Genomic DNA, 24,415 nt, shown 5'->3' with positions numbered 1-24,415 from the left:
CAGTTAGTAAATAGGTCCGCGCGGGAGTACACGTCGATGGAAGGGAAGGCAGCAGCGCCCGCGGCGGGGACGGTCCTCAACGCGCTCGCGACCGGCCGCGGCGCGGCGTTTGCTATCGACGAGTACACGACCGCGACCGTCGAGCTCTCGACCGAGACCGACGGCGTCACCGGCGAGGTCGCCGGCGCGCCGGACGCCGACACGCGGCTCATCGAACGCTGTGTCGAGTACGTCATCGACGCCCACGGCGGCCCACAGAACGTGGGCGTCCCGGCGGTCTCCGGCGGGACCGTCCGCACCGAGAGCGATGTCCCGATGGCCTCGGGACTCAAGAGTTCCAGCGCGGCCGCGAACGCGACCGTGATGGCGACGCTCGACGCCCTCGACGCGACCGACCGGATGAGCCGCGAGGACATGGCCCGCCTCGGCGTCATGGCCGCCCGCGACGTGGGCGTCACCGTCACCGGAGCCTTCGACGACGCGTCGGCGTCGATGCTGGGCGGCGTCACCGTCACCGACAACGAGGACGACACGGTCCTGGCCCGCGACGAAACCGACTGGGACGTGCTCGTCTGGACGCCGCCCGAGCAGTCGTTCAGCGCCGACGCGGACGTCGAGCGGTGCCGCCATATCGCGCCGATGGCCCGCCTCGTCGAGGACCTCGCGCTCGACGGCGACTACCAGCGCGCGATGACGGTCAACGGCCTCGCGTTCTCGGCCGCGCTGGACTTCGAGACGGACCCAGTGGTCGACGCGCTCCAGCACGTCGAGGGCGTCTCGCTGTCCGGGACGGGGCCGTCGTTCACCGCCGTCGGCGACCGGGCGGCGCTCGAAACCGTCCGGGACGCCTGGGACGACCGACCCGGAGACACCTGGCTGACCACGACACAAACCGAGGGAACACAGACAGTATGAGCACGAACCCAGAGGACATGTCGCTGGACGAACTGCGCGACGAAATCCGGAGCATCGACCGCGAAATCGTCGAGAAAATCGCACAGCGGACCTACGTGGCCGACACCATCGCGCAGGTCAAAGACGAGAAGGGCCTGCCGACGACCGACGAACAGCAGGAGCAGGCCGTGATGGACCGCGCCGGCGACAACGCCGAGCAGTTCGACGTCGACGCGAACCTCGTGAAAGCCATCTTCCGGCTCCTCATCGAACTGAACAAGGTCGAACAGCGCGAGAGTCGGTAGCTAGTACTCCCAGAGGCGGTCGATACGCGACTCGATGTCGGGGTGGGCCGCCCGGAGCGCGTCGACGTCGGTTTCGCCGTCGACGTTGACGACGTGGACCTCGCCCCGCTGACCGCCGTACACGTCCTGAAAATCGTAGACGACGCCGAACACGTCGACAGCCTCCGGCACGTCGTCGCTGGTGCGGAGGAACTCGACCTGTCTGTCGACGTTGTACTCGACGAGACGGTTGATGGCCGCCGCCCGCTCGATGTCCGTGGGGAGGTGCTCCAGTGCCGGTTCGAGATGCGGTTTCAGAACGCTGAGACAGTGCTCGATACCTGCCGGCTCGTCGAGCCCGTCCGTCAGGTCGTCGTACGTCGCCGTCACCGCACCGCAGCCGGTGTGTCCGACGACGACGGCGGTTTCGGTCAGCGTGTGCTCGATTGGGTACAGCACGTCGCCGGACACCGCCTCGCCGGACGCGGTCCGCTGGATGACGCGGTTCCCGATGTTGCTACACGTAAAGAGATGTCCGGGGTCGTCGTTGCCCCACATGTGGTCCTGGAGCACCCGCGAATCCGAGCAACAGACCGTGACAGCGTCGGGCGTCTGTGAGTTCTGGACGCTGTCGAACCGGTCCCGGAACGCCGCCGCGTGAGCGGCGTTCCCGGCGAGTAACTCCCGTAATAGCTGGCTCATGGGTTGCCAGATAGCCGCCACGAAGTAAACTCATTGGGCTCTCCACCAGTGCCGCGTCCGACTCACCACGTCCGCTCGGTAACTGGGCCACTCCACCGCCAATCGATGCGTCGACTGTCAGCTGAAAAATTCTTCGGGGCCAACAACGCTTTGACGCTTGAGAACCAAGCCATGATACGGAACCAAGCACACACTGTGCGTTTAGCTCCGGCGGAGAGAGCTACTTGAAACGGGAGTTCCCGTTCACACCCATCCATTTCTCTTCGCGCACCGGTTGCGCGGAACGCATCCCCAGTGAACCGTTTCGCAACAAGAGCCATCAGCAAATGTCAGACGAACGTGGCGAGACCGGTGATTCGCTGAGTGAACTATTCGAGATGCTTAGCCACACGTACCGTCGCCGCATTCTCATGGCCGTTGCACACCACAATCCGAACTCCGAGGACGACATCACATCGGAGGGGGTCACGGATGAGGACGAGAACGACGACGAGGCGCTCAATCACCTCTCGACGGAGTTCTACCATGTTCACTTGCCAAAACTGGCAGATGCAGGCCTCATCAACTGGAATCGTGATACTGGGGTCATCACGCGCGGCCCGCGGTTCGAGGAGATCGAACCGCTCCTCACACTGATGCAGGACCATGAGGACGAATTGCCCGATGGCTGGCCCTGACCCAGTCTCCGACTGAGTTGCTGCACGTCCTGATCTGTGCACGAGTGCGGCGTGACTGTCCCCCGTCCAACCGAGTTCCCCGGCCCAGTGGAGCGCCGGTTGAGAGCACGCGGACCACCTCGTACTGACCGCTCTGGAGTGGTGGCGTGAAAAGCAGCAGAATTTTCTGCTTTGCGTTTATACGGAGTGGGGTCGGAGGGATTTGAACCCCCGATCGGCTGATATCTCCGTCCTGTGCCTCGGAACTCCAGAGGGTCATCGTCGCGACGCGGTGATCAGCCGGTCGCTCAGTATATCAGCCCTTGGAGTGTCGTCCCAGGCACGTGGCCTCTGGAGTCAGCCGCCTTCCCGGACTAGGCCACGACCCCGCACTCCGGCGTAAGCCGACTCGCATTAAAGGGATTTCGATTGGCAGACGGTGCTCACTCGCGGTCGGTGTCGGCCCAGTCACACTCCTGGCACTTGTAGCCGGTGACGAACTCCAGCGCAGAGGGCATGTACCCGACGGAGATGACGTTCTCGCCGCATTCGGGACAGTCCTCGTCGGCGTCTTCGATAGGCTCTGCGTCCATGACGGAGTCGCCTTCGATGAGTTCGGCCAGGCTCTCGGGGGTCTGCATCCGTCCCTGGACCACGCGGTTGTCGCTCATACCGGACAGGCGGGCCTGACGGGCCTAAAAGTTCCCCATCAGAGCCACGGGGCGCGCTCCTGGTCGGGTTCGTACTCGACGGTCGCGCCGTCGTCGGTCCGCTCGTCGGCGGCGACGCCCTGGGACGCGCCGCCGTCAGAGAAGGCCGCGGTGAGGTCCACGGCGTCGGGGCGGTACTCCGTGTGGCGCGTGCGGGCGTTCTCCGGGTCGAAGGAGAGCAGCGCCGTGACGGCGAGGACGGCCAGCGCCACCGGCGCGTCGGTCGGCATCACGCCGAGGACGGAGAGGGCGAGCACGCCCAGCGCGACGGCGCTGCCGAACCGGAAGCGGTCGATGTCGACGGCGTTACGGAGCCACGGGCTCGCCAACGCGACGGCGAGGGCAAACGCGATACCGACGCCGGTGGTGGCGGCCGCCCGGAGCAGGACGCCGGGCTCGATGGCGGTGACGAGCGTCGCGCCGGCGGGGTCGAGACTCGCCAGCAGGCCGAGCACGACGATGACGGCCGGGCGCGGCAGGTACTCGCCGATGCGGGCACTCGCCGTCTGTGCGGCGATAGCGAGGATGACGAGGCCGGCGAATCGTTCGAGGGTCGCCAGTTCGACGATGCCCGCGATGGTCGGCGCGAGCGCCGCCTCGACGAGGGCGACCGGGAGCAGGACAGCGCCGATGATGAGCACCGAACGGGCCTGCTGGCGGGGGCCGCCTTCGAGTTCGGCCAGGACGACGGCGACCGTCGCCGACCCGCCGAAGACCAGCAAGCCGACTTCGAGGACGCCGGTCCAGGTCGAGAGTGCCCCTGCGAGGACGAGCACCGGGAAGATGCCGTCGACGAGCGGGAGGCCCATCACGGTCGCTAGGAGTCGGCCGCCGCGGCCTACCTGCTGCTCGATGTCGAGGGCAATCGGGTGTCTGGAGATGCTCATGTCGTGTTACGGTCGAGCGTGACCCAACTCCCGATGGGGGGTTCTCGCTCGGTCCTGACGGGGACGACTGGGCTGCCAGAACTGTTTACCGAACCCCGCGAACGTTGTGTTGCCCGACGCTATCGGCGTCGTCTGACGGGCAGTACCGTTCCGTGCGGGTTCGGCGAGTCGCATGTTTATAATTATCCTTCATTCCCACATAACCGTTGCGTGAGAACTGCGCACACACGCCACCGTTTTTCCGGAATCGACCGCTGTTTGTGGACGAATGCCCCACATCCGATGGTACGACTTGACAAGTGAGGCATCGGGGCCGCCGTCGCCGGCCCCACGGCCACCGGCGTGTGTGGTATCGAACCCCACGTAGCGGCGAGTCTCGCAACGTTTTTGCCGGGCCGTCGTGGACGATTTACATGGCGAACGATTCCGAGCCTTTCTCAGAGAAGCTCCGAGTGCCGGAGGCGCTGACGTTCGACGACGTACTCCTCAGACCCAAGGAGTCCCGCGTCGAACCGGACGAAGCGGACACGACGACACGGGTCTCGAAGTCGGTCGAACTGACCGTCCCCGTCGTCTCCGCGGCGATGGACACCGTCACCGAGAGCGACATGGCGATTGCGATGGCGCGACAGGGCGGTATCGGCGTCCTCCACCGCAACATGAACGCCGACGAGATGGCGACCGAAATCGAGCGGGTCAAACGCGCCGACGAACTCATCATCCGCGACGTGGTGACGGCCAGCCCGAACCAGACCGTCCGCGAGGTCGACGAGATGATGGAGCGTGAGGGGGTCTCCGGCGCGCCCGTCGTCGACGACGACAGTGAGGAAGTGCTGGGTATCATCTCCGGGACGGACATTCGCCCGTACCTCGAAGTCGGCGAGGACGACGCGGTCACGGACGCGATGACGGACGAGGTCGTCACCGCCCCAGAGGACGTGACACCGCGGGAAGCGCTGGAACTGATGTACGACCACAAGATAGAGCGCGTCCCCATCGTCGACGGCGAGAACAGGCTCGTCGGGCTGGTCACGATGCAGGGCATCCTCCAGCGCCGCGAGTACGACCAGGCCGCCCGCGACCACGAGGGCTCGCTGCGCTGTGGCGCGGCCGTCGGCCCCTTCGAGATGGACCGCGCGCAGGTCGCCGACGAGGCCGGCGTCGACATCCTGTTTATCGACTGTGCGCACGCCCACAACGCGAACGTCATCGAGAGCGCCCGCGAAATAAAGGCGGAAGTCGACGCCGACGTGATCGTCGGCAACGTCGGGACCCGCGAGGCCGCCGAGGCCGTCGTCGACTTCGCCGACGGCATCAAGGTCGGTATCGGCCCCGGCTCCATCTGTACGACCCGTGTGGTCACCGGCGCAGGGATGCCACAGATTACCGCCGTCGCGCAGGTCGCCGACGTGGCGAGCCAGCACGACGTGCCGGTCATCGCCGACGGCGGCATCCGCTACTCCGGGGACGCCATCAAGGCCATCGCCGCCGGCGCGGACGCGGTGATGCTGGGCTCCTACTTCGCCGGCACCGACGAGGCCCCCGGCCGCGTCATCACGATGAACGGCAAGAAGTACAAGCAGTACCGCGGCATGGGCAGCGTCGGCGCGATGAACGAGGGCGGCGGCGAGCGCTACCTCAAAGACGACGAGGAGGGCGAGGAGTTCGTCCCCGAGGGCGTCGAAGCGGCGACGCCGTACAAGGGCTCGCTGGCCTCCGAACTCCACCAGCTCGTCGGCGGCATGCAGTCCGGGATGGGCTACGTCGGCGCGGCCACCATCCCTGAGTTCAAGGAGCGCGCGGAGTTCGTCCGGGTCTCGGCGGCCGGCCAGCAGGAGAGTCACCCCCACGACGTGATGATTACCGACGAAGCGCCCAACTACAGCCCGGACAGCTAAAAGACCGAACTCGACTACGACGCCGGTTCGCAGGCCGGGCTACGCGCTTCCGTCTGTGCCGCGTTCGCGTCCGGAGACGCTTTGAACGGCTCACCACAGGTCGCACACTCGACCGTGTCGAAGTCGGCCATACCGGGGGCCGGTACTCGCGCCACGGGAAGAATTATTGTCGCTCCGGCAATCGTAGTCGGTTATTCCGGCTTGTCAGTCGTAGTAGTCCTCGTCCAGAGGCAGTTCCGTGCCGGACGAAGTGACTTTGTCGACGGTGGTTTCGAGGCGTAGCGTTTCGCTGCATTCGGGACAGATGACCGCCACGTCGACCTGTAGCGCGTTATCGGAGTCGTAGATACCCAGAACCTCTGCGTCAGAGGCGTACAGATACTCCGCCGACAGTTCGTGCTCGTGGTCGCGAGCGTAATCGTAGGTCATGCATGCTCGCTACACCCGCGTCTGTGTTGATGGTTTCGGCGATTCCCAGTGCTAGCACATACAGGGACCCCACCCGAAGCCGCTGGCATGAGCGATTTCGAGGTCGACGCCGGCACCTGGGACGAGTTCGAAGACGCGGCGACGGCCGTCCGAACAGAGGTGTTCGTCGACGAACAGGGCGTCTCGGAGGCCGAGGAACTGGACGGGAACGATTCGGACGCCGTCCAGTTTCTCGCCCGCGACGGCGACCGTCCGGTCGGTACCGCCCGGCTCCGGTTCCCCGAGCCAACGGTCGGAAAGGTCGAGCGAGTCGCCGTCCGCGAGCCCTACCGTGGTGCCGGCGTCGGGTCGGCGCTGATGCGGGCCGTCGAGGCGGCCGCCCGCGAGGACGGGGCGACGGAACTCATACTCCACGCACAAACTCACGTCGAGGCGTTCTACCGGCGACTCGGCTACGAGACTGTCAGCGACGCGTTCGAGGAAGCCGGCATCCCGCACGTCGAGATGCGAAAGCGGCTGGACGGCTGACCTGTCCGCACCGACTTTCCAATCCTCTGCGGACGCTTCGCTGTCCGAGTCGTTTCTCACAGAAGCGAGTCGGAAGGGATTTGAATCACATCGAGATTCACGCCGTTCATCTCGTCTGCTTCAAACTCTTCTGCAGTTTTCACTGCTCACCTCGTTCGCAGGAAAACGGGCCGGAAGGGATTTGAACCCTCGACCGACGGCTTAAGAGGCCGTCGCTCTGCCAGACTGAGCTACCGGCCCAGTGCACTCAATGCTCTGGACGGCCTGGTAAAATAGGTTTTCATTCTCTCGTCGCCTGTCGGTTTGGACCCAGTTCGCACGCCTGTCGCAAAGCGGCGCGGCTGACTAGCCCTCGACCGCATCTCTCGTCCGCTCGGCGTCGAGGCCGAACAGGAGACCGGCCAAGAAGAGCAGTTCGTTGCCCTGGTAGTACCGCTCGACGACGAAGGTCACGAGCCCGATTTCGGGGGCGGCCACGCCGAAAATCACCAACAGGAGGGCGACGAGGGCGGCGAGGCCGGCGACCCAGCGGACGACGATTCCGGAGAGCAAGCCGACGACGAAGACGACCAGTGCGGTCAGGAGGCTCATCGGTCGCTCCGTCGAGCGCGGCGGGTCACCGTCCGTAAGCGTGCGCTCATCGTCCGTACGTGCGCCCGACCGAGGTAAATACGTAGGCCCTGACAGTCCCGGCCTGTGGGGTTACCGGGCGTACCGGCGGGGGCCACTGGCCGACACAGCGGACCCGCCCTTTTCCGGGCAGTCGAACAGGTGTGTGGTGCAATGGATGCAATATAAGAGGCTTGACGCCAAGCGATACAGACACTAATGAGTGCAGCCAGCGGCATCACGATGGCCTCTATGTCGACCTACGCCATCCTTGGGTGTGGGAGTGTCGGCCACGCCGTGGCGGAGGAACTCGTCGAGGAGGGGAAGGACGTCCTCATCCTCGACGCCGACGAGGGGCGGGTCGAGGCGCTCCGTGACCAGGACCTCAACGCACAGCAGGCCGACATCCGCGAGGCCGACGTCGCTCAGACGGTCGCCGACCGCGACGTGGTGCTCATCATGTCCCCGGACGTAACCGCCAACGCGGAAGCGGTCCAGAACATCCGCGAGTCCGGCGGCGAACAGTTCATCGTCGCCCGCGCCGACGACCCGGTGTCGGCCGACGACCTCACCGACCTCGGTGCCGACGTGGTCATCAACCCCTCCGCGGTCATCGCGGACTCGGCGCTCCGGGCGCTCGAAACGGGCGAACTGGAGTACAAGGCCTCACAGCTCGGGGACGTCATCGACGGGACCGAGGAGCGCATGGCGATTCTGATTCACCGGTCGCCGGACCCGGACTCCATCGCTTCGGCGGCCGCGCTGCGGGCCATCGCCGCGAGCCGCGACGTGGAGGCCGACATCATCTACGAGGGGGAAATCGGCCACCAGGAGAACCGTGCGTTCGTCAACCTCCTGGGTATCGAACTGACCTCGAACGAGGACGTCGACCTGGAGGAGTACGACACGTTCGCCCTGGTCGACGTCGCCAAGGGCGGCGAACCGGCAATCGACTCGGTCGACATCGTCGTCGACCACTACGAGCACGAACACGAACTGGAACACGACGCCACCTTCTCGGACATCCGGCCGAATATCTCGGCCACGTCGACGATTCTGACGAAGTACATCCAGGAGCTGGACCTCAATCTCGACCAGAGCGTCGCCACGGCGCTTCTGTACGGCATCCGGGCCGAGACGCTGGATTTCAAGCGGGACACGACGCCGGCGGACCTGACCGCCGCGGCGTACCTGTACCCGTTCGCCGACCACGACACGCTCGAACAGGTCGAGTCACCGTCGATGAGTCCGGAGACGCTGGACGTGCTCGCCGAGGCCATCCGGAACCGCGAGGTCCAGGGGAGCCACCTCGTCTCCAACGCCGGGTTCATCAGGGACCGCGACGCGCTGGCCCAGGCGGCCCAACACCTCCTGAATCTGGAGGGGATAACGACGACGGCCGTCTTCGCCATCGCCGACGACACCATCTACCTCGCCGCGCGCTCGAAGGACATCCGGATGAACATCGGGAAGGTGCTGTCGGACGCCTTCGGCGGGATGGGTGAGACGGCGGGCCACTCCACCGACGCCAGCGTCGAGATACCGCTGGGCATCTTCACCGGCCTGGATACGAGCGACGACAACCGGGACACCCTGCTAGAACTCACCGAAGAAGCGGTCAAACGGAAGCTGTTCGAAGCGATGGGCGTCGACAGTTCCAGTAGCGAGAGTTCGAACGGGAGCTAGGCGGGGACTTCCTCTTCTTCGTCGCCGGTCTCGGGCTGGCGGAGCCGTTCGACGATGTCGCTGACGATGACGATGTCGCCGACGGCCTGGACCCACCGGTACGGGATGATGACGCCCCGCGCCGCGTTGACGTCTTCCTCGAACAGTTCGGTGTTGAGCTGGTGGAGGGCGAGCCCCGTGACCTCCTTGCGGTCGAGTTCGAGACGGAGGTCCTCGACCTCGCCGACGAACACGCCGTTTTTCGAGTACACCTCGCGGCCGACGAGGGCTGTAATCTCCTGTGGCAGATTCTCCATTCCCATACGACGGTGGTTGGTTGGACGGCTTATAAAACTTCTTTGCGACTGAACAGTCCTGTACCGGGGCCTGAGCGTCCCGTCGTCCGTCGAAACACAGCGCTAGACCGGGCCGGGACGTCACCGACGCTGAACGGCCGCTGTCGCCGACGGGGTCCGGGGGACTTTTGCGCCGCTCGGCCGTCGACCAAGTATGCTCGACACTGGCGACCCCGCGCCCGACTTCGACCTGCCGGGGACCGCAGCCGACGGCGTCGGTACCTACCGGCTCTCGGCGGCGACGAACCGCGCCCCGGCAGTCGTTGCGTTCGTTCCCGGCGGTGACCCCGCTTCCCGTGGCTTCCTCGAAGCCCTGGCGGAAGCGGACTGGGCGACCGTCGCCGACGCCGTGGCCGTCTTCGGCGTGCTCCCGGCGAACGTGGACGACTGCCGGTCGCTCGCGGCGGCGCTGTCGCTCCCCTATCCGCTGTTGGCCGACACCCACGGCGTCGCTACCCAGTTCGGCGTCGGGAAGCCGGACGGGAGCGTCCAGCGGGCGGCGTTCGTCGTCGACCGCCGGTGCCGTGTGCATGCCGCGACGACCGTCGGCGACTCGGACGAGAGCGAGGGGCTGGACGCGGTGCTGCGCGGCCTCGCCGACCTGTAGCTACTCGCCCCGGCCCAGTTCGGCGGTCAGTAGCCGTCCGCGGACACGCCGCCGTGCCGACCGGGACCGCTGCAGAACGACACGCCGAAGGGAAGCCAGCACTGTCATAGGGTATGGGAACGCCGCTGGATTCGCGCGAGGCACAGGCCACGGAGGTCGTCGACCGACTCCACGAGGAGTACCCCGATTCGGCGATTTCACTGCACTACAGCGACCGGCTCGAACTGCTGGTCGCCGTCGTCCTCTCGGCGCAGTGTACCGACGAGCGGGTCAACGAGGTCACGGCGGACCTGTTCGAGACGTACCGGGGCGCCGAGGACTACGCCGCGGCCACCGAGGAGGAACTCGCGGAGGCCATCTACGGCATCACGTTCCACAACAACAAGGGCGGCTACCTCCAGGGCATCGGCGAGATTCTCGTCGAGGAACACGACGGCGAGGTCCCCGACACGATGTCGGAACTGACGGACCTCCCGGGCGTCGGCCGCAAGACGGCCAACGTCGTCCTCCAGCACGGCCACGACATCGTCGAGGGCATCGTCGTCGACACGCACGTCCAGCGGCTCTCGCGGCGGCTGGGACTTACCGAGGAAGAGCGGCCCGAGGCCATCGAGCAGGACCTCCTCGACGTGGTCCCCGAGGACGAGTGGCAGCAGTTCACGCACCTGCTCATCGACCACGGGCGCGCGGTGTGTGGTGCGCGCTCGGCCGACTGCGGGGCGTGCGTCCTCGCGGACATCTGTCCGTCCGAGCAGGGCGACGGCGAGGTCGACCTCGCCAGCGGCGAGGCGTGGTAGCCCGAGCAGTCAGTCCCCGTCGGCACCGAGTCGCACGGTCAGCACGGGTACGTCGGACGTTCGAACGACCTTCTCGGCGACGCTCCCGAGCAGATACCGCTCGATGCCGGTCCGGCCGTGGGTCCCCATCACGACGAGGTCGAGGTCGTTGTCGGCGGCGTAGTCGAGAATCGCGCGGTGCGGGGGGCCGCGTTCGACGGCGGTGACGGTCTCGACCGTGTCGACTTCGTCGGCCGCCGCCTCGACGATGGCCTGCGCCCGCTCCCGGAGCGACGACTCGATGCCGTGCTCCTCGCCGACCACGCCGGGCTCAGACGCGTCGTGTTCCTCCGCGACCATCCCGGACGATGCCCCCTCCGTGCCCGCGGCGGTCATCCCGATGTGTGGCGAGGACGTATCGAGGACGGTCATGACGTGTAACGTCGCGTCGTGTGTCTCGGCCAGTTCCCGCGCGTGCGCCAGCGCGACCGCCGCCCCGTCGCTGCCGTCGGTCGGGAAGAGGATGTGTTCGTACATTGGAACCACGGCCGTCGATAGACCTGCACTCCTAATGAAACGTCTAGTCGGTTCGCGGGCCCCGAGAACCGGTGGCTCGTCGGCGCTCACGCCACGTACCGGAGGGCGTAACGGGCGAGGCCGACGAGATACGCCAGCAGCCAGAAGATGACGTACCCGAAGACGCCGATGCGAAGCCGCGAGCGCCAGTGGCTGAACGTCTCGTCGCCGATTTCGTCGAGCAACAGCTCCTCGTCGTAGTCGTTGTAGAGGTCGTGTTCCCGCTTCGCGCGGAAGATGCGGACGATGCCGGTCCCGCCGAAGGCGAGCAGCGCGTACGCCTGGAGGCCGAGCATCGCGTGAACGGCCGAGAGGCCGCCGAGCTGGTCCGGGAGCCGCGGGGCCATCCACAGCACCATCGGGACGGTGGTCAACACGAGCCCCGTCGTGACGAACTTCAGGTGGTGCATGAGCACGTCCCAAGTCACCGGCTCGGTCTCGATGATGTAGTACGCGCCATAGAGGAAACAGGGCAGGCTGAGTGTCACCGACAGTAACACGACTGTGGCTACGAGGCCGTCCGACACCATGGCCGGGCCTAGGGACAGTGCTCGCTAAAGACTGCCGGATGGCGACGGTCAGAACTTGTAAGCCGTCGCGGTCCGTACACCCGGCCGATGGCCGACCCGGACTCGACGGCGCCCACGGAAGACGAGCGCGGGAACAGCCCTGCGGACGCGGTCACTGCCGAACCCGAGCCCGGAACCGAGGGCGGGGAGCCGGCCGACGGCGAGGAGGACCTCGACACGGAGGCGCTCCGGAAGCAGGTCGAGGAGAAGTACGACTTCGACAACTTCGGCCCGGCGGACATGGCCGAGATGACCGCCGAGGAGTGGGACGTCGCCTTCGACGAGGAGTCCTGGATTACCGGCGACGAACTGTTGGACCGGGTCACGCGGGACCTCCGGAGCCGCGTCGCAAACCGCGACGTGTTCGCCCGCATCGAGCGCCACCGGGACCCGCCGCGGGTGCTCGCGTACTCCGACGAGGGCTACGCGGTCGTCTACCCCGACGGGAGCCTCGAAGGCGAAGGGACCGTCATGCGGGACGTGAAGCCGACGGTCGCACTGTGTTCGATGGACTCCTACGACGTGCCCGAGACCGTCCCCGACAGGCCCCTCCCCGAGCCAGAGGAGGTCCCCGAGGGCGGCGGCGAACTCGGGAACTGGATGCTCCAGGCGATTGCCGGCACGCAGTTCCTGGCCGGGGTCGCCCTGCTTGGGGGCGCGGTGCTTGCGACCGCCGGCGTCATCGGCAACGCCGGGACCAGCATCGCGCTCCTGGTCGTGGCCGGCGTCGCGTTCATCGGGGTGTCGCTCGTCCTGTTTTTCACCGTCGCCAACGCGCGGCTCTCGGACACGTTCCGCGCCGAGGAGTACCGGGACAGACTGCGGGCCATCGGGCTCGAAGACGGCGAGCGACCGGAGTTCGTCCCGGAGCTCGACCCGCAGAATACGGGGTCCGAAGCGGGGACGGACGAGACCGACGAAGCCGGGCAATGACGGTTCCTGCGGGTGGTATTCGGTGGGTTTATACAAACTCAGTCCTGATTCTTGAGTGTATATGAACAGACGGGAGTTCGTCCGGACTGCAGGGGGTGCCGCCGGTGCTGCGGCGACCCTCAGTGCCACCGGCACCGCCGCCGCACAGGAGGAGGGCAGCGGAGGTGGCGAAACCGTCCCGGACTACGGCGGTTTCCTGGACCAGGTCGGGAACTTCGACGGGACGACCGTTGACGCGACCGGACAGGACACGGTGACTGTCGAGGTCGGTGTGCAGGCCAACGGCGGCGCGTACGGGTTCGGGCCGCCCGCCGTCCACGTGGACAACGGCGCGACCGTCCAGTGGGAGTGGACGGGCAACGGCGGCGGCCACAACGTCGTCTCGGACGGCGAGGGCCCGCTTGACTCCGGCAGCACGACCTCCAGTGCCGGGGTCAACTACGAACACACCTTCGAGGAGGACGGCATCTACCCGTACCTCTGTGTCCCACACGAGGGACTCAACATGAAGGGAGCGATTGTTGTCGGCGAGGAGTACCCGACACAGACAATCGGTGGCGGCGGCCCGGTAGAGGTCGACCCACACTACGCCGGCGTCCCCATCCAGCCCCACTACGTCGGGTTCGGTGCCGGGCTCGCGGTCATCATCCCGCTCATCTACACGTTCTTCCAGCTGAAGTACGGCGAGTCGCCCCACACTAGCGGAGGGAACAACTGATGGCATCCGAAGGCTCCACCTACGGCGATATCCACCGGTACGAACCGCCGCGCGAGAGCACGGCGGCGGCCGTCGGTATCGTGCTCCTGACGATTATCCAGGTCGGCCTTGTCGGCCTGTTCACCTACGGCATGATTGCCGGCTGGGCGTCAGGTATCGGGACGACGCTGACGGTTCGGCTCATCGAGGCCAACATGTTCCTCGGTGGCGTGCTGACGGCGATTTTCATCGACCTGTCGTTCATCATGCTGCTGTACCGCAAGGAGTTCCTCCCCGACGTGATGATAGTCAAGAAACGCCGCCGGAAGTGGGAGGACCTCTACATCCGTCAGGAAGACGTCGACGGTACGACGATGGCGGACGGCGACAAGTTCGCAGAGACCTTCAAACGCGCAGTGTATCCATACTACAAGAAATAACATGCCACTTGATGAAGACAAATATCCGGCCGAGACAGGCCGCCGTCGCTTCGTAAAGGGCGTCGTCGGGAGCGCAGCGCTCTCCAGCGTCGGCGTCGGTGGCGCTGCAGCCGTCGACGTGACGACAGACGCCGCCGGCGAAGGTGGCGGGACGACCCCGTTCGTCGCCGTCGAGAACACCGACGGACCGGCCCCGCGGGGGATGCCGATAATCCCCATCGAAATCAACGGCGGCGAAATCAGCGGCTTCTGGCCGGAATACGACGAGAACGCCGGTGCGGCCGTCGCACCGGACTTCGGCGGCAGCGGCATCGACTACTCCTCGCAGTGGTTCCAGTACTGTGGTATTCAGAGTACTGCAGCCATCTACCCGCAATCGGAGCGGAACAACACGTTCCTCAACGACACGGGGACCTTCTCCTGGCAGGGCGAGTACGAATCCGGCAAACCACTTACCGTCGACATGTTCGACGACTACCAGGAGTGGGGCAACGGTATCGGTACCCCCGGAATCGGAAAGCCTGCGAGCGTCGTCTGGCGGACCAACAGCGAAGGGAGTAACGGCGCTCCGGTGCAGGTAATCCGGTCGGTCGAAGTCGAGAAGATGGCTAACGGCGAAGGCGAGTACGCCGACCTCCCCGGAAGCGTCCAGTCGTTCGTCTCGGAGGCGACCGACCAGGGCTTCATCGCCTGGCTGAACAAGTGTACGCACTTCTGCTGTGTGCCTGGGTTCAAGACTCAGGAAGGGAGTGCGAACTTCGGCGGCGCAAACGCTATTTACTGTCAGTGCCACCAATCGGTGTACGACCCGTTCAGTCCCGTGCAAGCGACGTTCGTGGCGCTACCACGCCCACCACAGACGGAGTAATCAATGAGTCTCGAACGCAAAGACGAACACGACCACAAAGGCTGGATGGAATCGCGCGAGCTGACGCCGGTCGAATCGGTGTACCTGACTGTGCTCGTCTGGCTCGACAGGCGGCTGCGTATCGTTGACTACCTGGAGATACTCGAGGACCTCTACTACAAGGTCAACATGCAGATGCCCAAGAGCCACACGGAGCAGTACAACCTCGACAACAAGTTCTGGTACTGGTACCCGCTGTACGCGCTGGGGTCGTTCTCGACGGTGGCGTACGTCGTCGCCGCGATATCCGGCGCGCTGCTTGGCTTCTACTACGCACCGGCCGCGGCAGCCGCCGACGGGTCGCCGACAATCGCGTACGACTCGGTGCTGCTCATCATGGGCCAGCTCAACCTCGGCTACTTCCTGCGGTCGGTCCACCGCTGGGCCGCCCAGATAATGGTCGCTGCCGTGTTCCTCCACATGCTCCGCGTGTACTTCACCGGGGCGTACAAGGAACCGCGCGAGCTGAACTGGCTCATCGGCATCGTCCTCATCTCGCTGACGCTGGTGTTCGGGTACACCGGCTACCTGCTGCCGTGGAGCCAGCTGTCGTTCTGGGCCGGCCAGATCGGCGTCGAGATGTCCCTCTCTATCCCGCTCATCGGTGAGTGGGTCGCACAGCTGATGTTCGGCGGGTTCACGCTCTCGCAGGCCACGCTACAGCGGATGTACATCCTGCACGTGTTCTTCCTGCCGTTCATCACGACTGCCATCATCGCGGTCCACATCGGCATCGTCTGGATGCAGGGGATCGCTGAACCACACTGATACAATGAGCGACAACGACAACGACGACGTTCGCACGGACGGTTCCGGCACCGGTATCGTCTCGCCGGACGACGAGACCCCCGCGTGGTCCGAACGCAAGGAGCGGACCCAGGGGCTCTCCCGGCTGACCTACGAGTACTTCGAGCGGGCGCGCCGCGAGGACCAGGACCTGCGCCAGCAGTCCGACTACGTCGAGCGCGACGTGCTCGCGTTCCCGGCCTGGCCCCACGAGATGATGCGCAACATCGCGCTGACCTCCTTCTTCGTGGGCATGATTCTGTTCGTCTCGGCGACGCTGCCCCCGGAGATGCCGAACCCGGCCAACTCCAGCGTGACGCCGGCTATCATCCTGCCGGACTGGTACCTCTACTGGTCCTTCGGCCTGCTCAAGCTCGGCCCGCTGAACCCGGACCTGAGCATCCTCGGCGGGTCGAAGCTCATGGCCGACCGGACCTACGGTGTGCTGGCAAACGTCGTCGTCGTCGGGTTCGTCGCCATCGTCCCCTTCCTGAACAAGGGGTCTGCGCGCCGTCCCGTCGAGCAGCCGTTCTGGGCTGCGGTCGGGATGTCCGGCGTCATCTTCAGCCTGACCATCGCTGCGCTGTCCATCAAGAACCTCGTCCCGATGGACTCGCACCTGCTGTTCGACCTGACGTTCCTCGTCCCCATCGTCAGCGCGACTATCACCTACGCGGTGCTCAAGACGATGCGCGAGGGCTACATGTTCGACCTCAACCGCCGGTACTACCGGCTGCGGCCGCCGAAGTAGTCCGTTCGCAGTGTTTCTTTTCACCGTCGCTGTCGCCTACTGAGCGGCTCGCCCGCGTCTCGCCGCAGTAAAGTAGCTTCCGTCCCTAGGGCTGACGATGACAGAGGACCAGCCAGCGGGGACTGAGAGCGGTTCGGAGCGGCGGGACGTCGTGGTCCCGCTGCGCGTGTACAAGGCCGTGACGGTGTTCTCGACGCTGTTTGCGGTGATAAGCGTCGTCGCCGGCTTCATCCTCGTCGACGTGGCGACACAGCGGGCGTCGGCGCCCGCCTCCGAGATAGACGTCCCGGTCGCCATCGCCGGCATCGCCTGCATCCTCGCCGGCACAGTCGTCTACGCGTTCTCGACGCGGTTCCGGACCGAGGAAATGGGAAAGTCTAAAGACGACGCTACCTAACGTTCGGATAATGGCTGACGAGTTCATGAAGGGGTTCGCGTGCCTCATGGTCGGCGGACTGGGTTGGATGACGATCAAGGGCTGGTACAACACGCCGAGCTTCGAGGGGGCACAGCTCACCGGCGAACTTACCATCGAGGAACCGACCGTGTTCGACCAGATAGCCCTGTTCATGGGCGACGCGTTCTTCTGGTTCGCGGTACTGGGCGCGCTGACCTTCTGGGTCCTGCTCCCGCTGGTCAGCGAGTTCCAGGCGTATCTCGACGAGCGGTCGGCGTAACAGAGCTGTTTTTTCGAGCGCTCTCAGTTCGCGGTATGCTTGACGAGCGTGTTGCCGTCCTCCTCGCGCACCTGAATCCCGCGTGACCGGAGCGCCGCCGCGAACTTCGAAGGCGACACGCCGCCGTACGTCGCCGCCTCTTCAAGCGTGAGCGTTTCCCCGCGATACAGCGTCAGTGCCGTTGTGAGGGACCTGTGTGACATCTTCGTCTACAACGACACGAACGTCTTAGAGGTATTAAACTATTGCGGCTAGTTCTAGACCAATCGGGCGGGGTTTTAGAATAATATTGTTCAATCAAACTCTTTTTTCGGATGGAATTAGACATTAGGCGTAATCTGACGTGTGGCGTGTCGACCATACACGCGATGCTATCCGCGCACGCCGTCAGCGGAGAAGTGAGCCGGAACAGACCGGGACGTGTTCAGACGATGGCGCTCCAGGGGCCCTTGATGACCCAGAACAGGCTCTGGTAGCCCGCGTACATGAACACCACGAGGGCGGCGACGATGGCACCTTTCGGTCGTTCCAGCGGGATGTCACGGCGCGCCTCGACCTTTCGGGACTCGAACTCGAAGAAGTCGGTGATGACTGCGCCCAGCACGAGCACGGACAGGACCATCCCGCCGTGGTGGTGCAGCGTCATGTAGAAAAACGACAGCACGACCAGTGCGACGTTGGTGAACGTGTGTGCCGGGTGGCGGCTAATCGCGTCCGCGCCGCCGTCTTCGTACTGTTTGACGTGGCTTCTGTGGGCGAGCTGCCGGGTCAGGAAGTTGGCAACCACCACACCGAAGATGATGTATTCGATGAGGAACGCACCGCCGACTGTCGGACTCCCCAGAATGGTATCCAGTGGCCCAAAGAGCGTTACGGATGGCTGCATACCCAAAACTCTGTCCACCGTCCATTAGTGTCTTTCCAATCTCACTCGAATCTGGACTGGCTCTGGGCGACGACGGCGGTCCGAACCGGGGAGCCGAGGGATATCGTGACGGTCTCCTGATAGCCGATTGTCCGTGACACCCGGTCGTCGACAAGCAGTTCGACGGTCGCCTCGTCGCGCTCGACCGAGGCGCTGAGCCCGACGACCGGCAACACCCAGTGGTCCGGGTCGGTCGCGAACGGCGCAATCGGCGCGACCACCGCCTGCTTGGACGGTGCCAGAGTCGGGCCGCCGACGTGGTGGGCGTAGCCCGACGAGCCGGCGGCCGTCGCGATGACGACGCCGTCGGCCCGGAACCGGCCGATTCGGTCGGCCGTCGACGCGACGGTGAACTCGGAGATACGGGCCGCGTCGGCGGTGACGAGGGTCACGTCCCAGAAGGCCTGCTCGACCGTGCCGTCGGGCATCGTGACACGAAGCACCGGATGTGTCTCGACGCGGGCGTCCGAGAGCGCTGAGACGGCGGCCACGGCGTCGTCCCTCGATACTGACCGGACGCCGCGACCGGCCGCGACCGGCAACACGAGCGGGTCGCCGTCCGCGCGTGCCACCGCGGCGACGGCCGCTTGGCCGACGGCGACAATCCGGTCGGTTCCCGGGACCGTGCCGCCGCTGTCTCGTTCGACGGCCACACCGGCGTTCCGGAGCGCGTCTGCCAGGGCCTCGTCACCGACCACACCAACGGTGGTTCCCATCACCAGACACTCCGGGCCGGCGGAAAAAAACCTGCCGCACTTCGCTCTCAGATGCCGAAGCGACGGCGCGCGTAGTCGACGAGCAGCGGCACGTCCGAGAGGTGGGCGAGCTTCGCAATCGCCCGGCGGTCGCCGCTGTTTATCTGTCTGAGCGTGTCCTGGCCGGTGCTCCGGAGGTCGGCCATGAGCTGGTCGTACCGCTCGTTCGGGGCCAGATACAGCAGTTCCGTCATCATCAGGCGGGCGCTGTGCTTCGGGGCCACGTCGCTGTGCCAGAGCTGGTCGTAGACGGACAGGCTCTCGGCGGACGTGTCCGGCTCTTCCGGCGTGAGTGCGGCATCGGCGGTCGCGGCGGCGGCGCGGGCCGACTTCATTCCCTTGTGGATGCCCTCGCCCCACAGCGGGTCGATGGTCGGGACGGTGTCGCCGATGGCCATGAAGTTGTCCGTGCTCATCGACTTCGGCGGCTGGATGTGGGCCGACCCGCGGTGTTGCTGGCCCTCGATGCGCTCGGCGTCGTCGAACCGGGAGTCCGAGTCCAGCCAGTACTCCAGGTAGTCGTCGATGCCCATCCCGTCTTTCGCGTACTTCTGGTGGGAGCCGTTCTGGATGTAACAGAGGCCGACCTTCGCCGTGTCTTCGCCGGTGTGGAAAATCCAGGAGTAGCCGCCGGGGGCGAGGTCGTGGTCCAGGCGCAGCATCATCGCGTCCCGGAGGTCGGCGTAGTCGTCGTGGTCGACCTCGACGCCCTCGAACTCGTACTCGACGCCGATGGCCTGGTGGTCGCGCTGGAGGTCACACACGTCGAGTTTCTTGGCGAGCGGCGCGGCGGGGCCGGTGGCGTCGATGACGATGTCGGCGTACACCTCCTCGTCGCCGTCGTAGCGGACGCCGACGATTTCGCCGTCCTCCATGATGGGGGCGGAGACGCGGGAGTCGAACCGATAGGTCGCGCCGTTGGTCCGACCCTCGGCGACCAGCCAGCGTTTGAACTCCGCGAACTCCAGCACTGCGCCGGTCTGGCTGCGGACGTAGTGGTCGTTTGGCGACTCCAGGACGACGTTGTCGGTGTAGTTCATCACCACGTCGTCGGGGATGGCGAAGCCGGTCATCGCCGACATGAACGTCCCGGCAGTGGACTTGTTGCTCTGACGCGGGAACTCGTCTTCGGACTCGGTTTCGAGAACGAGCACCTCGTAGTTTCGCTCCGCTAGATCACGGGCACACTGCGCCCCCGCAGGCCCGGCTCCGGCAATCACCACGTCAAAGCGCTCGCGCATGGTTGTGGGTGTTCCCTGTCGCTAATCAGTCTTTCCGAATACACCGACGGCGGTCTCGAAAGGGTAAAGACGACCCCACTACCATCACGGGAACACCCGGGGCGACATACAATGGTTCTCAAGACAGGCGCGGGCGTGCTCGCGGACAGGCGGCGGCTTCCCACAGCACTGCGAGCGGTGCTGGGCTACTACGCGGACACCGGCGTCTTCGACGCCGCCAGCCTCTCGCTGAAGTCCGAAATCGACGACCGCACCGAGGCGATGGTCGACGACGTGACCGCCCGCATCGAGGACGCCCTCGAAGACGAGTTCGGACGGCCGGTCGACTTCTCCTACGACACGAAGCTCATCCTGCCCGCCCAGCTCACGCTCGGCTACGTCTACCGGAACGCCCGCCGGCAGGCTCCCGGCGACCCCGTCATCGACGCCATCGCCGACGGCGTTCCGACCGTCGACGAGACGGCGCTGGAGCAGGGCCCGGCCCAGGACCTCGCGCCCCGCGAGATGGTCGTCCGTGCCGAGCAGATGACCCGCCTCTCAATCGAGGCGCTCATCGACGGCGACATGCGCGACGCCATCAACGACGAGGAGTTCGAGGACTTCGAGGTCGAGTTCGGCGAGGCCGACGCCTCGAAACGACACGGTGAGCGAAGCGAGCCGTGGAGCGGCAGCGAGGCCGACCGACGGCGCGTCGCCGAGGTCACCCAGTCCGCCCTGCAGTCCCACCTCGATGGCCTGTTGGCGGACATGCCGCCCGTCGTCGAGGACGCTTACCAGTGGGCCGTCGACTACAGCGAGGCCCACCAGGACCGCGACGAGCACTTCCGGGGGCTGATGACCGCGGCCGAGGACGGCGACGCCGACGCCCTGGACGACATCCGCGAGGAGTACAAGTTCGCCGCCTACGACGAGGAGCCGGCGACGTTCACCGAGACGGAGAAGGACCTGCCCTACAGCAAGACCCAGTACGCCCGCGTCGGCGTCCTCTACGACGGAATGTTGGACCTCTACCGACTCGCCGGCCTGGACATCGACCGCGAGTTCGCGAAGGCAATCGTCCTCGCTATCATCGGGGCGCAGGTGTGGCTCGACGACGTGGACGACTACGACGACGACCGCGCGGAGGGGCAACTCACCCCGGTCACCGCCGAGTACCTGCTCGCGCCCGACGACGAGGCCGCCTACCGCCGCGTCGTCGACGTGACCGAACAGTACCTCGACCTGGCGAAGACCTACGCGACGGCTGCCGACTCGCCGCTGACCGGCGTCGCCATCGAGTACATCTACCGCTCGGGCGACCCGGACGTTCTACCCGGCAAGCCCAAGTAAGGACGCCCGCCCCAAGCGCCAGAGTTTATATCCCGCCGCCCGCACCTGGATTTGAATGCTTCATTCGTGGGTGGGCAGGGGCGCGGCTATCTGTGTGTTGCTGGCCGTGCTGTTCGCGCTCATGGTCGGTCTCGGGGCGCCCGCGCCCGACCCCGCGGTGGGTGACTACCCCAACGGGGACGCGCTGGCCCAGGATTACGACCGGTACGTCGGCGAGTACGTCCAGGTGACCGGCACGGTCGTCGGGACCGACCCCGTCGAAACCGACCTCGGGTACGCGTACGCCGCTGACGGCGAGCGCCACACCGGGACGCTCACGGTCACCGTCCGGAACGTCGACGCCACCGTCGTCGAGGGCCAGTCGCTGCAGGTGTACGGCACGCTCGGCCCGGACCGGACCATCACCGCCGAAAACAGCGTGGGCGTCCCGGCGACGAACTACACCGCGATGTACCTGGTGTCGGCGCTCGCCGGCCTGTGGACCCTCGGGCGAGTGGTCTGTGGCTGGCGGCTGGACCCGCGGACGGGCGCACTGCGTCGGCGCGAGGAGCCGCTCACGCCGGCACGGACGCTTCTCGTCAGGGCTCGGGAGGTGCTGGCCTGATGCCGGACCTGCTGTCGCACGCTTTCATCGCGTTCACCGCCTGTACGCTCCTGTCGCTCCGATACGACTGGCTCACCGGCGAGTACGTCACCGTGGGGATGGCCGGCGCGTTCATCCCCGACATGGCGAAAATCAAGCTCCTCGTCGATTCGGCGACCGTCGAGGCGGCGCTTGGGGTCCCGTTCGACTGGCTGGGTGTCCACACGCTCGGCGGCGCGTTCGTCGCCGTCCTCGTGGGCACGGTCGTCGTGGGCCGCTCGGACCGGCGGCGCGCGTTCGGCCTGCTGTCGCTCGGGGCCGCCAGCCACCTGTTCGCCGACGCGCTCCTGCTGAAGGCGTCCGGGCAGTCCTACGAGGTGCTGTGGCCGCTGACGCGGTACCACCCGCCGACGCCGGGGCTGTACCTGAGCACGGACGTCTGGCTCGCCGGCGTCACCGGGGCCATCGCGGTGGCGGCGTGGCTGTTCGCGGGCGACCGGTAACCCGATCTCGCGGCCACACTGCCCGGGACGGCAACAGTATTGTTGTTAGCCACACAACTATTCTGTATGGCACTCAGTGCTCGGAACAACCTCAGCGGGACGGTTCGCTCAGTAACGGCTGACGAAGTGATGGCCGAAGTCGTCATCGAACTGGATGGCGGCGAGACGGTCACGTCGACGATTACCCGAGGGTCCGCCGACCGACTCGACCTCGCCGAGGGCGACGAAGTGACGGCGGTCATCAAGGCCAGCGAAGTGATGGTCGACAAGGAGTGAGAGCGGCGTCGCCGAGCGTGCGCCCCGGTTACCGCTTCCCCAGCGCCGTCTCGAACACGCGCTGGGCGCGTTCGTAGGCGGCGTTCCGGTCGACGATTGGGTGGTCGTAGTCCGGGGCCAGCTCCTCGCGTTCGCCGTCCGAGAGCGTCGGCCAGTCGACGATTTTGGCCGCCGGAACGCCGCGCAGTTCCGGCACGTACTCGGTGACGTAGTCCGCGCCGCTGTCGTACTTGCTCATCTGTGCGACCGGGTCGAAGATGCGCACGTCCACCGAGTCCGTCCCGGTTGAGGCCGTCCACTGCCAGCTGGCGGCGTTGTTCGCGGGGTCGTGGTCGACCAGTCGCTTTCGGAAGTGCCGCGCGCCTTCGCGCCAGTCGACGAGGAGATGCTTCGTCAGGAAGGACGCGACGTTCTGTCGGGGGCGGTTGTGGATGTACCCCTCTCGTTCGAGCTGGCGCATCCCCGCATCGACCAGCGGATACCCGGTCTCGCCGCGCTTCCAGGCCTCGAACTTGGCCTCGTCGTTTTCCCACTCGATACGGTTCGGGAACGGCTTGTAGTTCTCCGACAGCAGCGTCGGGTTGTGGTACAACAGGTGGTAGCTCTGTTCCCGCCACGAGAGTTCGTAGCGGTACTTCTGGACGTTCCGCTGGGCGTCGCTGGTGACTTCGGTGTGACGGTCGGACGCGTCCTGCCACATCTCGCGGATGCCTATCATCCCCGCTGCGAGGTACGGCGACATGCGCGAGACGGCCCCCGTCGGGCGCTCGACGGCGGCCCGCATGTCGTCGCGGGTGTCGCTGTACGTCTCGATGCCGGCGTCGAGGAAGTCGTCGTACCGTTGCCGTGCGCCCTCGTAGCCGGGTGTCGGCAGGTCGATATCCGTCTCGATGCTCGGGGCCGTCGTCGGGTCCGACACGTCGACGAGTGCGTCCGCCGCAGGCGTGTCGACCGGCGGGAGCTTGTGATGGGCCTGCCAGTCGTCGTAGAAGCGGCTGTGGTTCTCGTACCGGCTGTCGAGCCCGGCCGGGTCGACGAGCACGAGGTCGGTCAGGGATTTCGTCGGCACGGCCTCGCCGACGCGGCGCTGTCGGTTCCGGCGTGCCGGCCGGTAGTGTTCGTTGTAGTACACCCGGTCGGCGTCGTACTCATCGACCACGTCCGCGAGCACCTCGGCGGCGGCCCCCTCCCGGACGAGCAAGTCCCCGCCGCGGTCCCGATACGCCGCTTTCAGCGCACGGACACCGGCCAGTAGGAACGCTCGCTGGCGTGTCCCGACCTTCGACAGCAGGTCCGCGTCGACGACGTACACCGGCAACACCGCGTCGTCCGTCGCGGCGGCCGTCAGTCCGCGGTTGTCCGGGAGTCGGAGGTCACGCTGGTGCCAGAAGACCTTCATACGCTCTGTTGGGGACCTGGACGTATGGACGTGAACCCGATTCTATTGTGTACCTCGCTCGGTGGCC

General features: G+C 66.0%; 33 protein-coding genes and 2 tRNA genes. 20 read left to right on the top strand and 15 right to left on the bottom strand.

Annotation, left to right across the window (positions count from 1 at the left end):
• The first annotated feature begins 36 nt into the window (after positions 1–36).
• Entirely contained in the window at positions 37–915 is an 879-nt protein-coding gene (locus VI123_RS15720) for a shikimate kinase (RefSeq protein ID WP_336339011.1), read from the top strand.
• Complete coding sequence (locus tag VI123_RS15715) at positions 912–1,199, top strand: chorismate mutase (RefSeq protein WP_336339010.1); 288 nt, start codon at positions 912–914, stop codon at positions 1,197–1,199. Before VI123_RS15720 ends, VI123_RS15715 begins: the two co-directional genes overlap by 4 nt.
• Here VI123_RS15715 and VI123_RS15710 read toward each other — a convergent pair whose 3' ends face one another.
• Complete coding sequence (locus VI123_RS15710) at positions 1,200–1,880, bottom strand: carbonic anhydrase (RefSeq protein WP_336339009.1); 681 nt, start codon at positions 1,878–1,880, stop codon at positions 1,200–1,202. It lies immediately after the preceding gene.
• Positions 1,881–2,206: 326 nt separating this feature from the next.
• Here VI123_RS15710 and VI123_RS15705 point away from each other — a divergent pair, with 326 nt between their 5' ends.
• A complete protein-coding gene (locus tag VI123_RS15705) occupies positions 2,207–2,557 on the top strand; it encodes a DUF7344 domain-containing protein (protein ID WP_336339008.1) in 351 nt (116 codons plus the stop codon).
• Positions 2,558–2,744: 187 nt separating this feature from the next.
• Here the strand turns inward: VI123_RS15705 and VI123_RS15700 are convergent.
• From VI123_RS15700 to VI123_RS15690, 3 genes are all read right to left on the bottom strand, one after another.
• A tRNA-Trp gene (locus VI123_RS15700) sits at positions 2,745–2,925 on the bottom strand.
• A 54-nt stretch (positions 2,926–2,979) separates the two neighbouring features.
• Entirely contained in the window at positions 2,980–3,207 is a 228-nt protein-coding gene (locus tag VI123_RS15695; RefSeq protein ID WP_336339007.1) for a DUF5795 family protein, read from the bottom strand.
• Positions 3,208–3,245: 38 nt separating this feature from the next.
• Positions 3,246–4,133 carry a DUF5794 domain-containing protein gene (locus VI123_RS15690; RefSeq protein ID WP_336339006.1) on the bottom strand — a complete coding sequence of 296 codons (888 nt, stop codon included), beginning with the start codon at positions 4,131–4,133 and terminating at the stop codon, positions 3,246–3,248.
• A gap of 413 nt (positions 4,134–4,546) precedes the next feature.
• On the opposite strand from VI123_RS15690, the gene guaB reads away from it, so the two are divergent.
• Positions 4,547–6,031 carry an IMP dehydrogenase gene (guaB, locus tag VI123_RS15685; RefSeq protein ID WP_336339005.1) on the top strand — a complete coding sequence of 495 codons (1,485 nt, stop codon included), beginning with the start codon at positions 4,547–4,549 and terminating at the stop codon, positions 6,029–6,031.
• A gap of 204 nt (positions 6,032–6,235) precedes the next feature.
• On the opposite strand, the gene VI123_RS15680 is transcribed toward guaB, so the two are convergent.
• A complete protein-coding gene (locus tag VI123_RS15680) occupies positions 6,236–6,460 on the bottom strand; it encodes a hypothetical protein (protein WP_336339004.1) in 225 nt (74 codons plus the stop codon).
• A gap of 87 nt (positions 6,461–6,547) precedes the next feature.
• Between VI123_RS15680 and VI123_RS15675 the strand changes: the two genes are divergently transcribed.
• Positions 6,548–6,988, top strand: coding sequence for a GNAT family N-acetyltransferase (locus tag VI123_RS15675; protein WP_336339003.1), 441 nt, complete (start codon positions 6,548–6,550; stop codon positions 6,986–6,988).
• Between the two features lie 166 nt (positions 6,989–7,154).
• On the opposite strand, the gene VI123_RS15670 is transcribed toward VI123_RS15675, so the two are convergent.
• Together VI123_RS15670 and VI123_RS15665 are read right to left on the bottom strand one after the other, a co-directional pair.
• A tRNA-Lys gene (locus tag VI123_RS15670) sits at positions 7,155–7,228 on the bottom strand.
• A 105-nt stretch (positions 7,229–7,333) separates the two neighbouring features.
• Positions 7,334–7,579: a hypothetical protein gene (locus tag VI123_RS15665; protein ID WP_336339002.1), complete on the bottom strand. Its 246-nt coding sequence runs from the start codon at positions 7,577–7,579 to the stop codon at positions 7,334–7,336.
• 237 nt (positions 7,580–7,816) lie between these two features.
• Here VI123_RS15665 and VI123_RS15660 point away from each other — a divergent pair, with 237 nt between their 5' ends.
• Positions 7,817–9,283 carry a DHH family phosphoesterase gene (locus tag VI123_RS15660; RefSeq protein ID WP_336339001.1) on the top strand — a complete coding sequence of 489 codons (1,467 nt, stop codon included), beginning with the start codon at positions 7,817–7,819 and terminating at the stop codon, positions 9,281–9,283.
• Here VI123_RS15660 and VI123_RS15655 read toward each other — a convergent pair.
• The gene (locus VI123_RS15655; protein ID WP_336339400.1) at positions 9,280–9,579 is read right to left on the bottom strand and encodes a PRC-barrel domain-containing protein; all 300 of its coding nucleotides are present in this window, start codon (positions 9,577–9,579) and stop codon (positions 9,280–9,282) included. The two genes, VI123_RS15660 and VI123_RS15655, sit on opposite strands and share 4 nt — an antisense overlap.
• A gap of 193 nt (positions 9,580–9,772) precedes the next feature.
• Here VI123_RS15655 and VI123_RS15650 point away from each other — a divergent pair, with 193 nt between their 5' ends.
• Positions 9,773–10,225: a redoxin domain-containing protein gene (locus tag VI123_RS15650; protein ID WP_336339000.1), complete on the top strand. Its 453-nt coding sequence runs from the start codon at positions 9,773–9,775 to the stop codon at positions 10,223–10,225.
• 113 nt (positions 10,226–10,338) lie between these two features.
• Positions 10,339–11,022 carry an endonuclease III gene (nth, locus tag VI123_RS15645; protein WP_336338999.1) on the top strand — a complete coding sequence of 228 codons (684 nt, stop codon included), beginning with the start codon at positions 10,339–10,341 and terminating at the stop codon, positions 11,020–11,022.
• 9 nt (positions 11,023–11,031) lie between these two features.
• Here nth and VI123_RS15640 read toward each other — a convergent pair whose 3' ends face one another.
• Both VI123_RS15640 and VI123_RS15635 read right to left on the bottom strand, forming a co-directional pair.
• Entirely contained in the window at positions 11,032–11,538 is a 507-nt protein-coding gene (locus tag VI123_RS15640; protein ID WP_336338998.1) for a universal stress protein, read from the bottom strand.
• An 86-nt stretch (positions 11,539–11,624) separates the two neighbouring features.
• A complete protein-coding gene (locus VI123_RS15635) occupies positions 11,625–12,107 on the bottom strand; it encodes a DUF7321 family protein (protein ID WP_336338997.1) in 483 nt (160 codons plus the stop codon).
• 87 nt (positions 12,108–12,194) lie between these two features.
• Between VI123_RS15635 and VI123_RS15630 the strand changes: the two genes are divergently transcribed.
• The 8 genes from VI123_RS15630 (at position 12,195) to VI123_RS15595 (ending at position 17,337) form a co-directional block, all read left to right on the top strand.
• Entirely contained in the window at positions 12,195–13,079 is an 885-nt protein-coding gene (locus VI123_RS15630; RefSeq protein WP_336338996.1) for a DUF7319 domain-containing protein, read from the top strand.
• Positions 13,080–13,140: 61 nt separating this feature from the next.
• On the top strand, positions 13,141–13,797 hold the full coding sequence (locus tag VI123_RS15625; RefSeq protein ID WP_336338995.1) for a halocyanin domain-containing protein: 657 nt from the start codon (positions 13,141–13,143) through the stop codon (positions 13,795–13,797).
• The gene (locus VI123_RS15620) at positions 13,797–14,216 is read left to right on the top strand and encodes a DUF7318 family protein (RefSeq protein WP_336338994.1); all 420 of its coding nucleotides are present in this window, start codon (positions 13,797–13,799) and stop codon (positions 14,214–14,216) included. Before VI123_RS15625 ends, VI123_RS15620 begins: the two co-directional genes overlap by 1 nt.
• 1 nt (position 14,217) lies before the next feature.
• Positions 14,218–15,084: a ubiquinol-cytochrome c reductase iron-sulfur subunit gene (locus VI123_RS15615; RefSeq protein WP_336338993.1), complete on the top strand. Its 867-nt coding sequence runs from the start codon at positions 14,218–14,220 to the stop codon at positions 15,082–15,084.
• 3 nt (positions 15,085–15,087) lie between these two features.
• The gene (locus tag VI123_RS15610) at positions 15,088–15,891 is read left to right on the top strand and encodes a cytochrome b (RefSeq protein ID WP_336338992.1); all 804 of its coding nucleotides are present in this window, start codon (positions 15,088–15,090) and stop codon (positions 15,889–15,891) included.
• Between the two features lie 4 nt (positions 15,892–15,895).
• A complete protein-coding gene (locus VI123_RS15605) occupies positions 15,896–16,660 on the top strand; it encodes a cytochrome b family protein (protein ID WP_336338991.1) in 765 nt (254 codons plus the stop codon).
• 97 nt (positions 16,661–16,757) lie between these two features.
• On the top strand, positions 16,758–17,057 hold the full coding sequence (locus tag VI123_RS15600; protein ID WP_336338990.1) for a DUF7315 family membrane protein: 300 nt from the start codon (positions 16,758–16,760) through the stop codon (positions 17,055–17,057).
• A 10-nt stretch (positions 17,058–17,067) separates the two neighbouring features.
• Positions 17,068–17,337, top strand: coding sequence for a DUF7314 family protein (locus VI123_RS15595; RefSeq protein WP_336338989.1), 270 nt, complete (start codon positions 17,068–17,070; stop codon positions 17,335–17,337).
• Between the two features lie 23 nt (positions 17,338–17,360).
• Here VI123_RS15595 and VI123_RS15590 read toward each other — a convergent pair whose 3' ends face one another.
• From VI123_RS15590 to VI123_RS15575, 4 genes are all read right to left on the bottom strand, one after another.
• Positions 17,361–17,540, bottom strand: a complete 180-nt coding sequence (locus VI123_RS15590; RefSeq protein WP_336338988.1) for a DUF7317 family protein — start codon at positions 17,538–17,540, stop codon at positions 17,361–17,363.
• A gap of 221 nt (positions 17,541–17,761) precedes the next feature.
• Entirely contained in the window at positions 17,762–18,223 is a 462-nt protein-coding gene (locus tag VI123_RS15585; protein WP_336338987.1) for a DUF7313 family protein, read from the bottom strand.
• 41 nt (positions 18,224–18,264) lie between these two features.
• On the bottom strand, positions 18,265–18,978 hold the full coding sequence (locus tag VI123_RS15580; RefSeq protein ID WP_336338986.1) for an NAD(+)/NADH kinase: 714 nt from the start codon (positions 18,976–18,978) through the stop codon (positions 18,265–18,267).
• A gap of 47 nt (positions 18,979–19,025) precedes the next feature.
• The gene (locus tag VI123_RS15575) at positions 19,026–20,258 is read right to left on the bottom strand and encodes a digeranylgeranylglycerophospholipid reductase (RefSeq protein ID WP_336338985.1); all 1,233 of its coding nucleotides are present in this window, start codon (positions 20,256–20,258) and stop codon (positions 19,026–19,028) included.
• A gap of 111 nt (positions 20,259–20,369) precedes the next feature.
• Here VI123_RS15575 and VI123_RS15570 point away from each other — a divergent pair, with 111 nt between their 5' ends.
• The 4 genes from VI123_RS15570 to VI123_RS15555 all read left to right on the top strand — a co-directional run bounded on the left by VI123_RS15570 (position 20,370) and on the right by VI123_RS15555 (position 22,949).
• Complete coding sequence (locus VI123_RS15570; RefSeq protein ID WP_336338984.1) at positions 20,370–21,587, top strand: hypothetical protein; 1,218 nt, start codon at positions 20,370–20,372, stop codon at positions 21,585–21,587.
• 55 nt (positions 21,588–21,642) lie between these two features.
• Positions 21,643–22,191: a hypothetical protein gene (locus VI123_RS15565; protein ID WP_336338983.1), complete on the top strand. Its 549-nt coding sequence runs from the start codon at positions 21,643–21,645 to the stop codon at positions 22,189–22,191.
• Positions 22,191–22,673: a metal-dependent hydrolase gene (locus VI123_RS15560; RefSeq protein ID WP_336338982.1), complete on the top strand. Its 483-nt coding sequence runs from the start codon at positions 22,191–22,193 to the stop codon at positions 22,671–22,673. Before VI123_RS15565 ends, VI123_RS15560 begins: the two co-directional genes overlap by 1 nt.
• Before the next feature lie 66 nt (positions 22,674–22,739).
• Positions 22,740–22,949 carry a TOBE domain-containing protein gene (locus VI123_RS15555; protein ID WP_336338981.1) on the top strand — a complete coding sequence of 70 codons (210 nt, stop codon included), beginning with the start codon at positions 22,740–22,742 and terminating at the stop codon, positions 22,947–22,949.
• A 28-nt stretch (positions 22,950–22,977) separates the two neighbouring features.
• Here VI123_RS15555 and VI123_RS15550 read toward each other — a convergent pair whose 3' ends face one another.
• Positions 22,978–24,348 carry a cryptochrome/photolyase family protein gene (locus VI123_RS15550; RefSeq protein ID WP_336338980.1) on the bottom strand — a complete coding sequence of 457 codons (1,371 nt, stop codon included), beginning with the start codon at positions 24,346–24,348 and terminating at the stop codon, positions 22,978–22,980.
• Between the last annotated feature and the right edge of the window lie 67 nt (positions 24,349–24,415).

The organism is Haloarcula sp. DT43 (genome assembly GCF_037078405.1).
In the GTDB taxonomy this organism is placed as follows: domain Archaea; phylum Halobacteriota; class Halobacteria; order Halobacteriales; family Haloarculaceae; genus Haloarcula; species Haloarcula brevis.
This window is presented reverse-complemented; position numbering and strand designations above follow the sequence as displayed.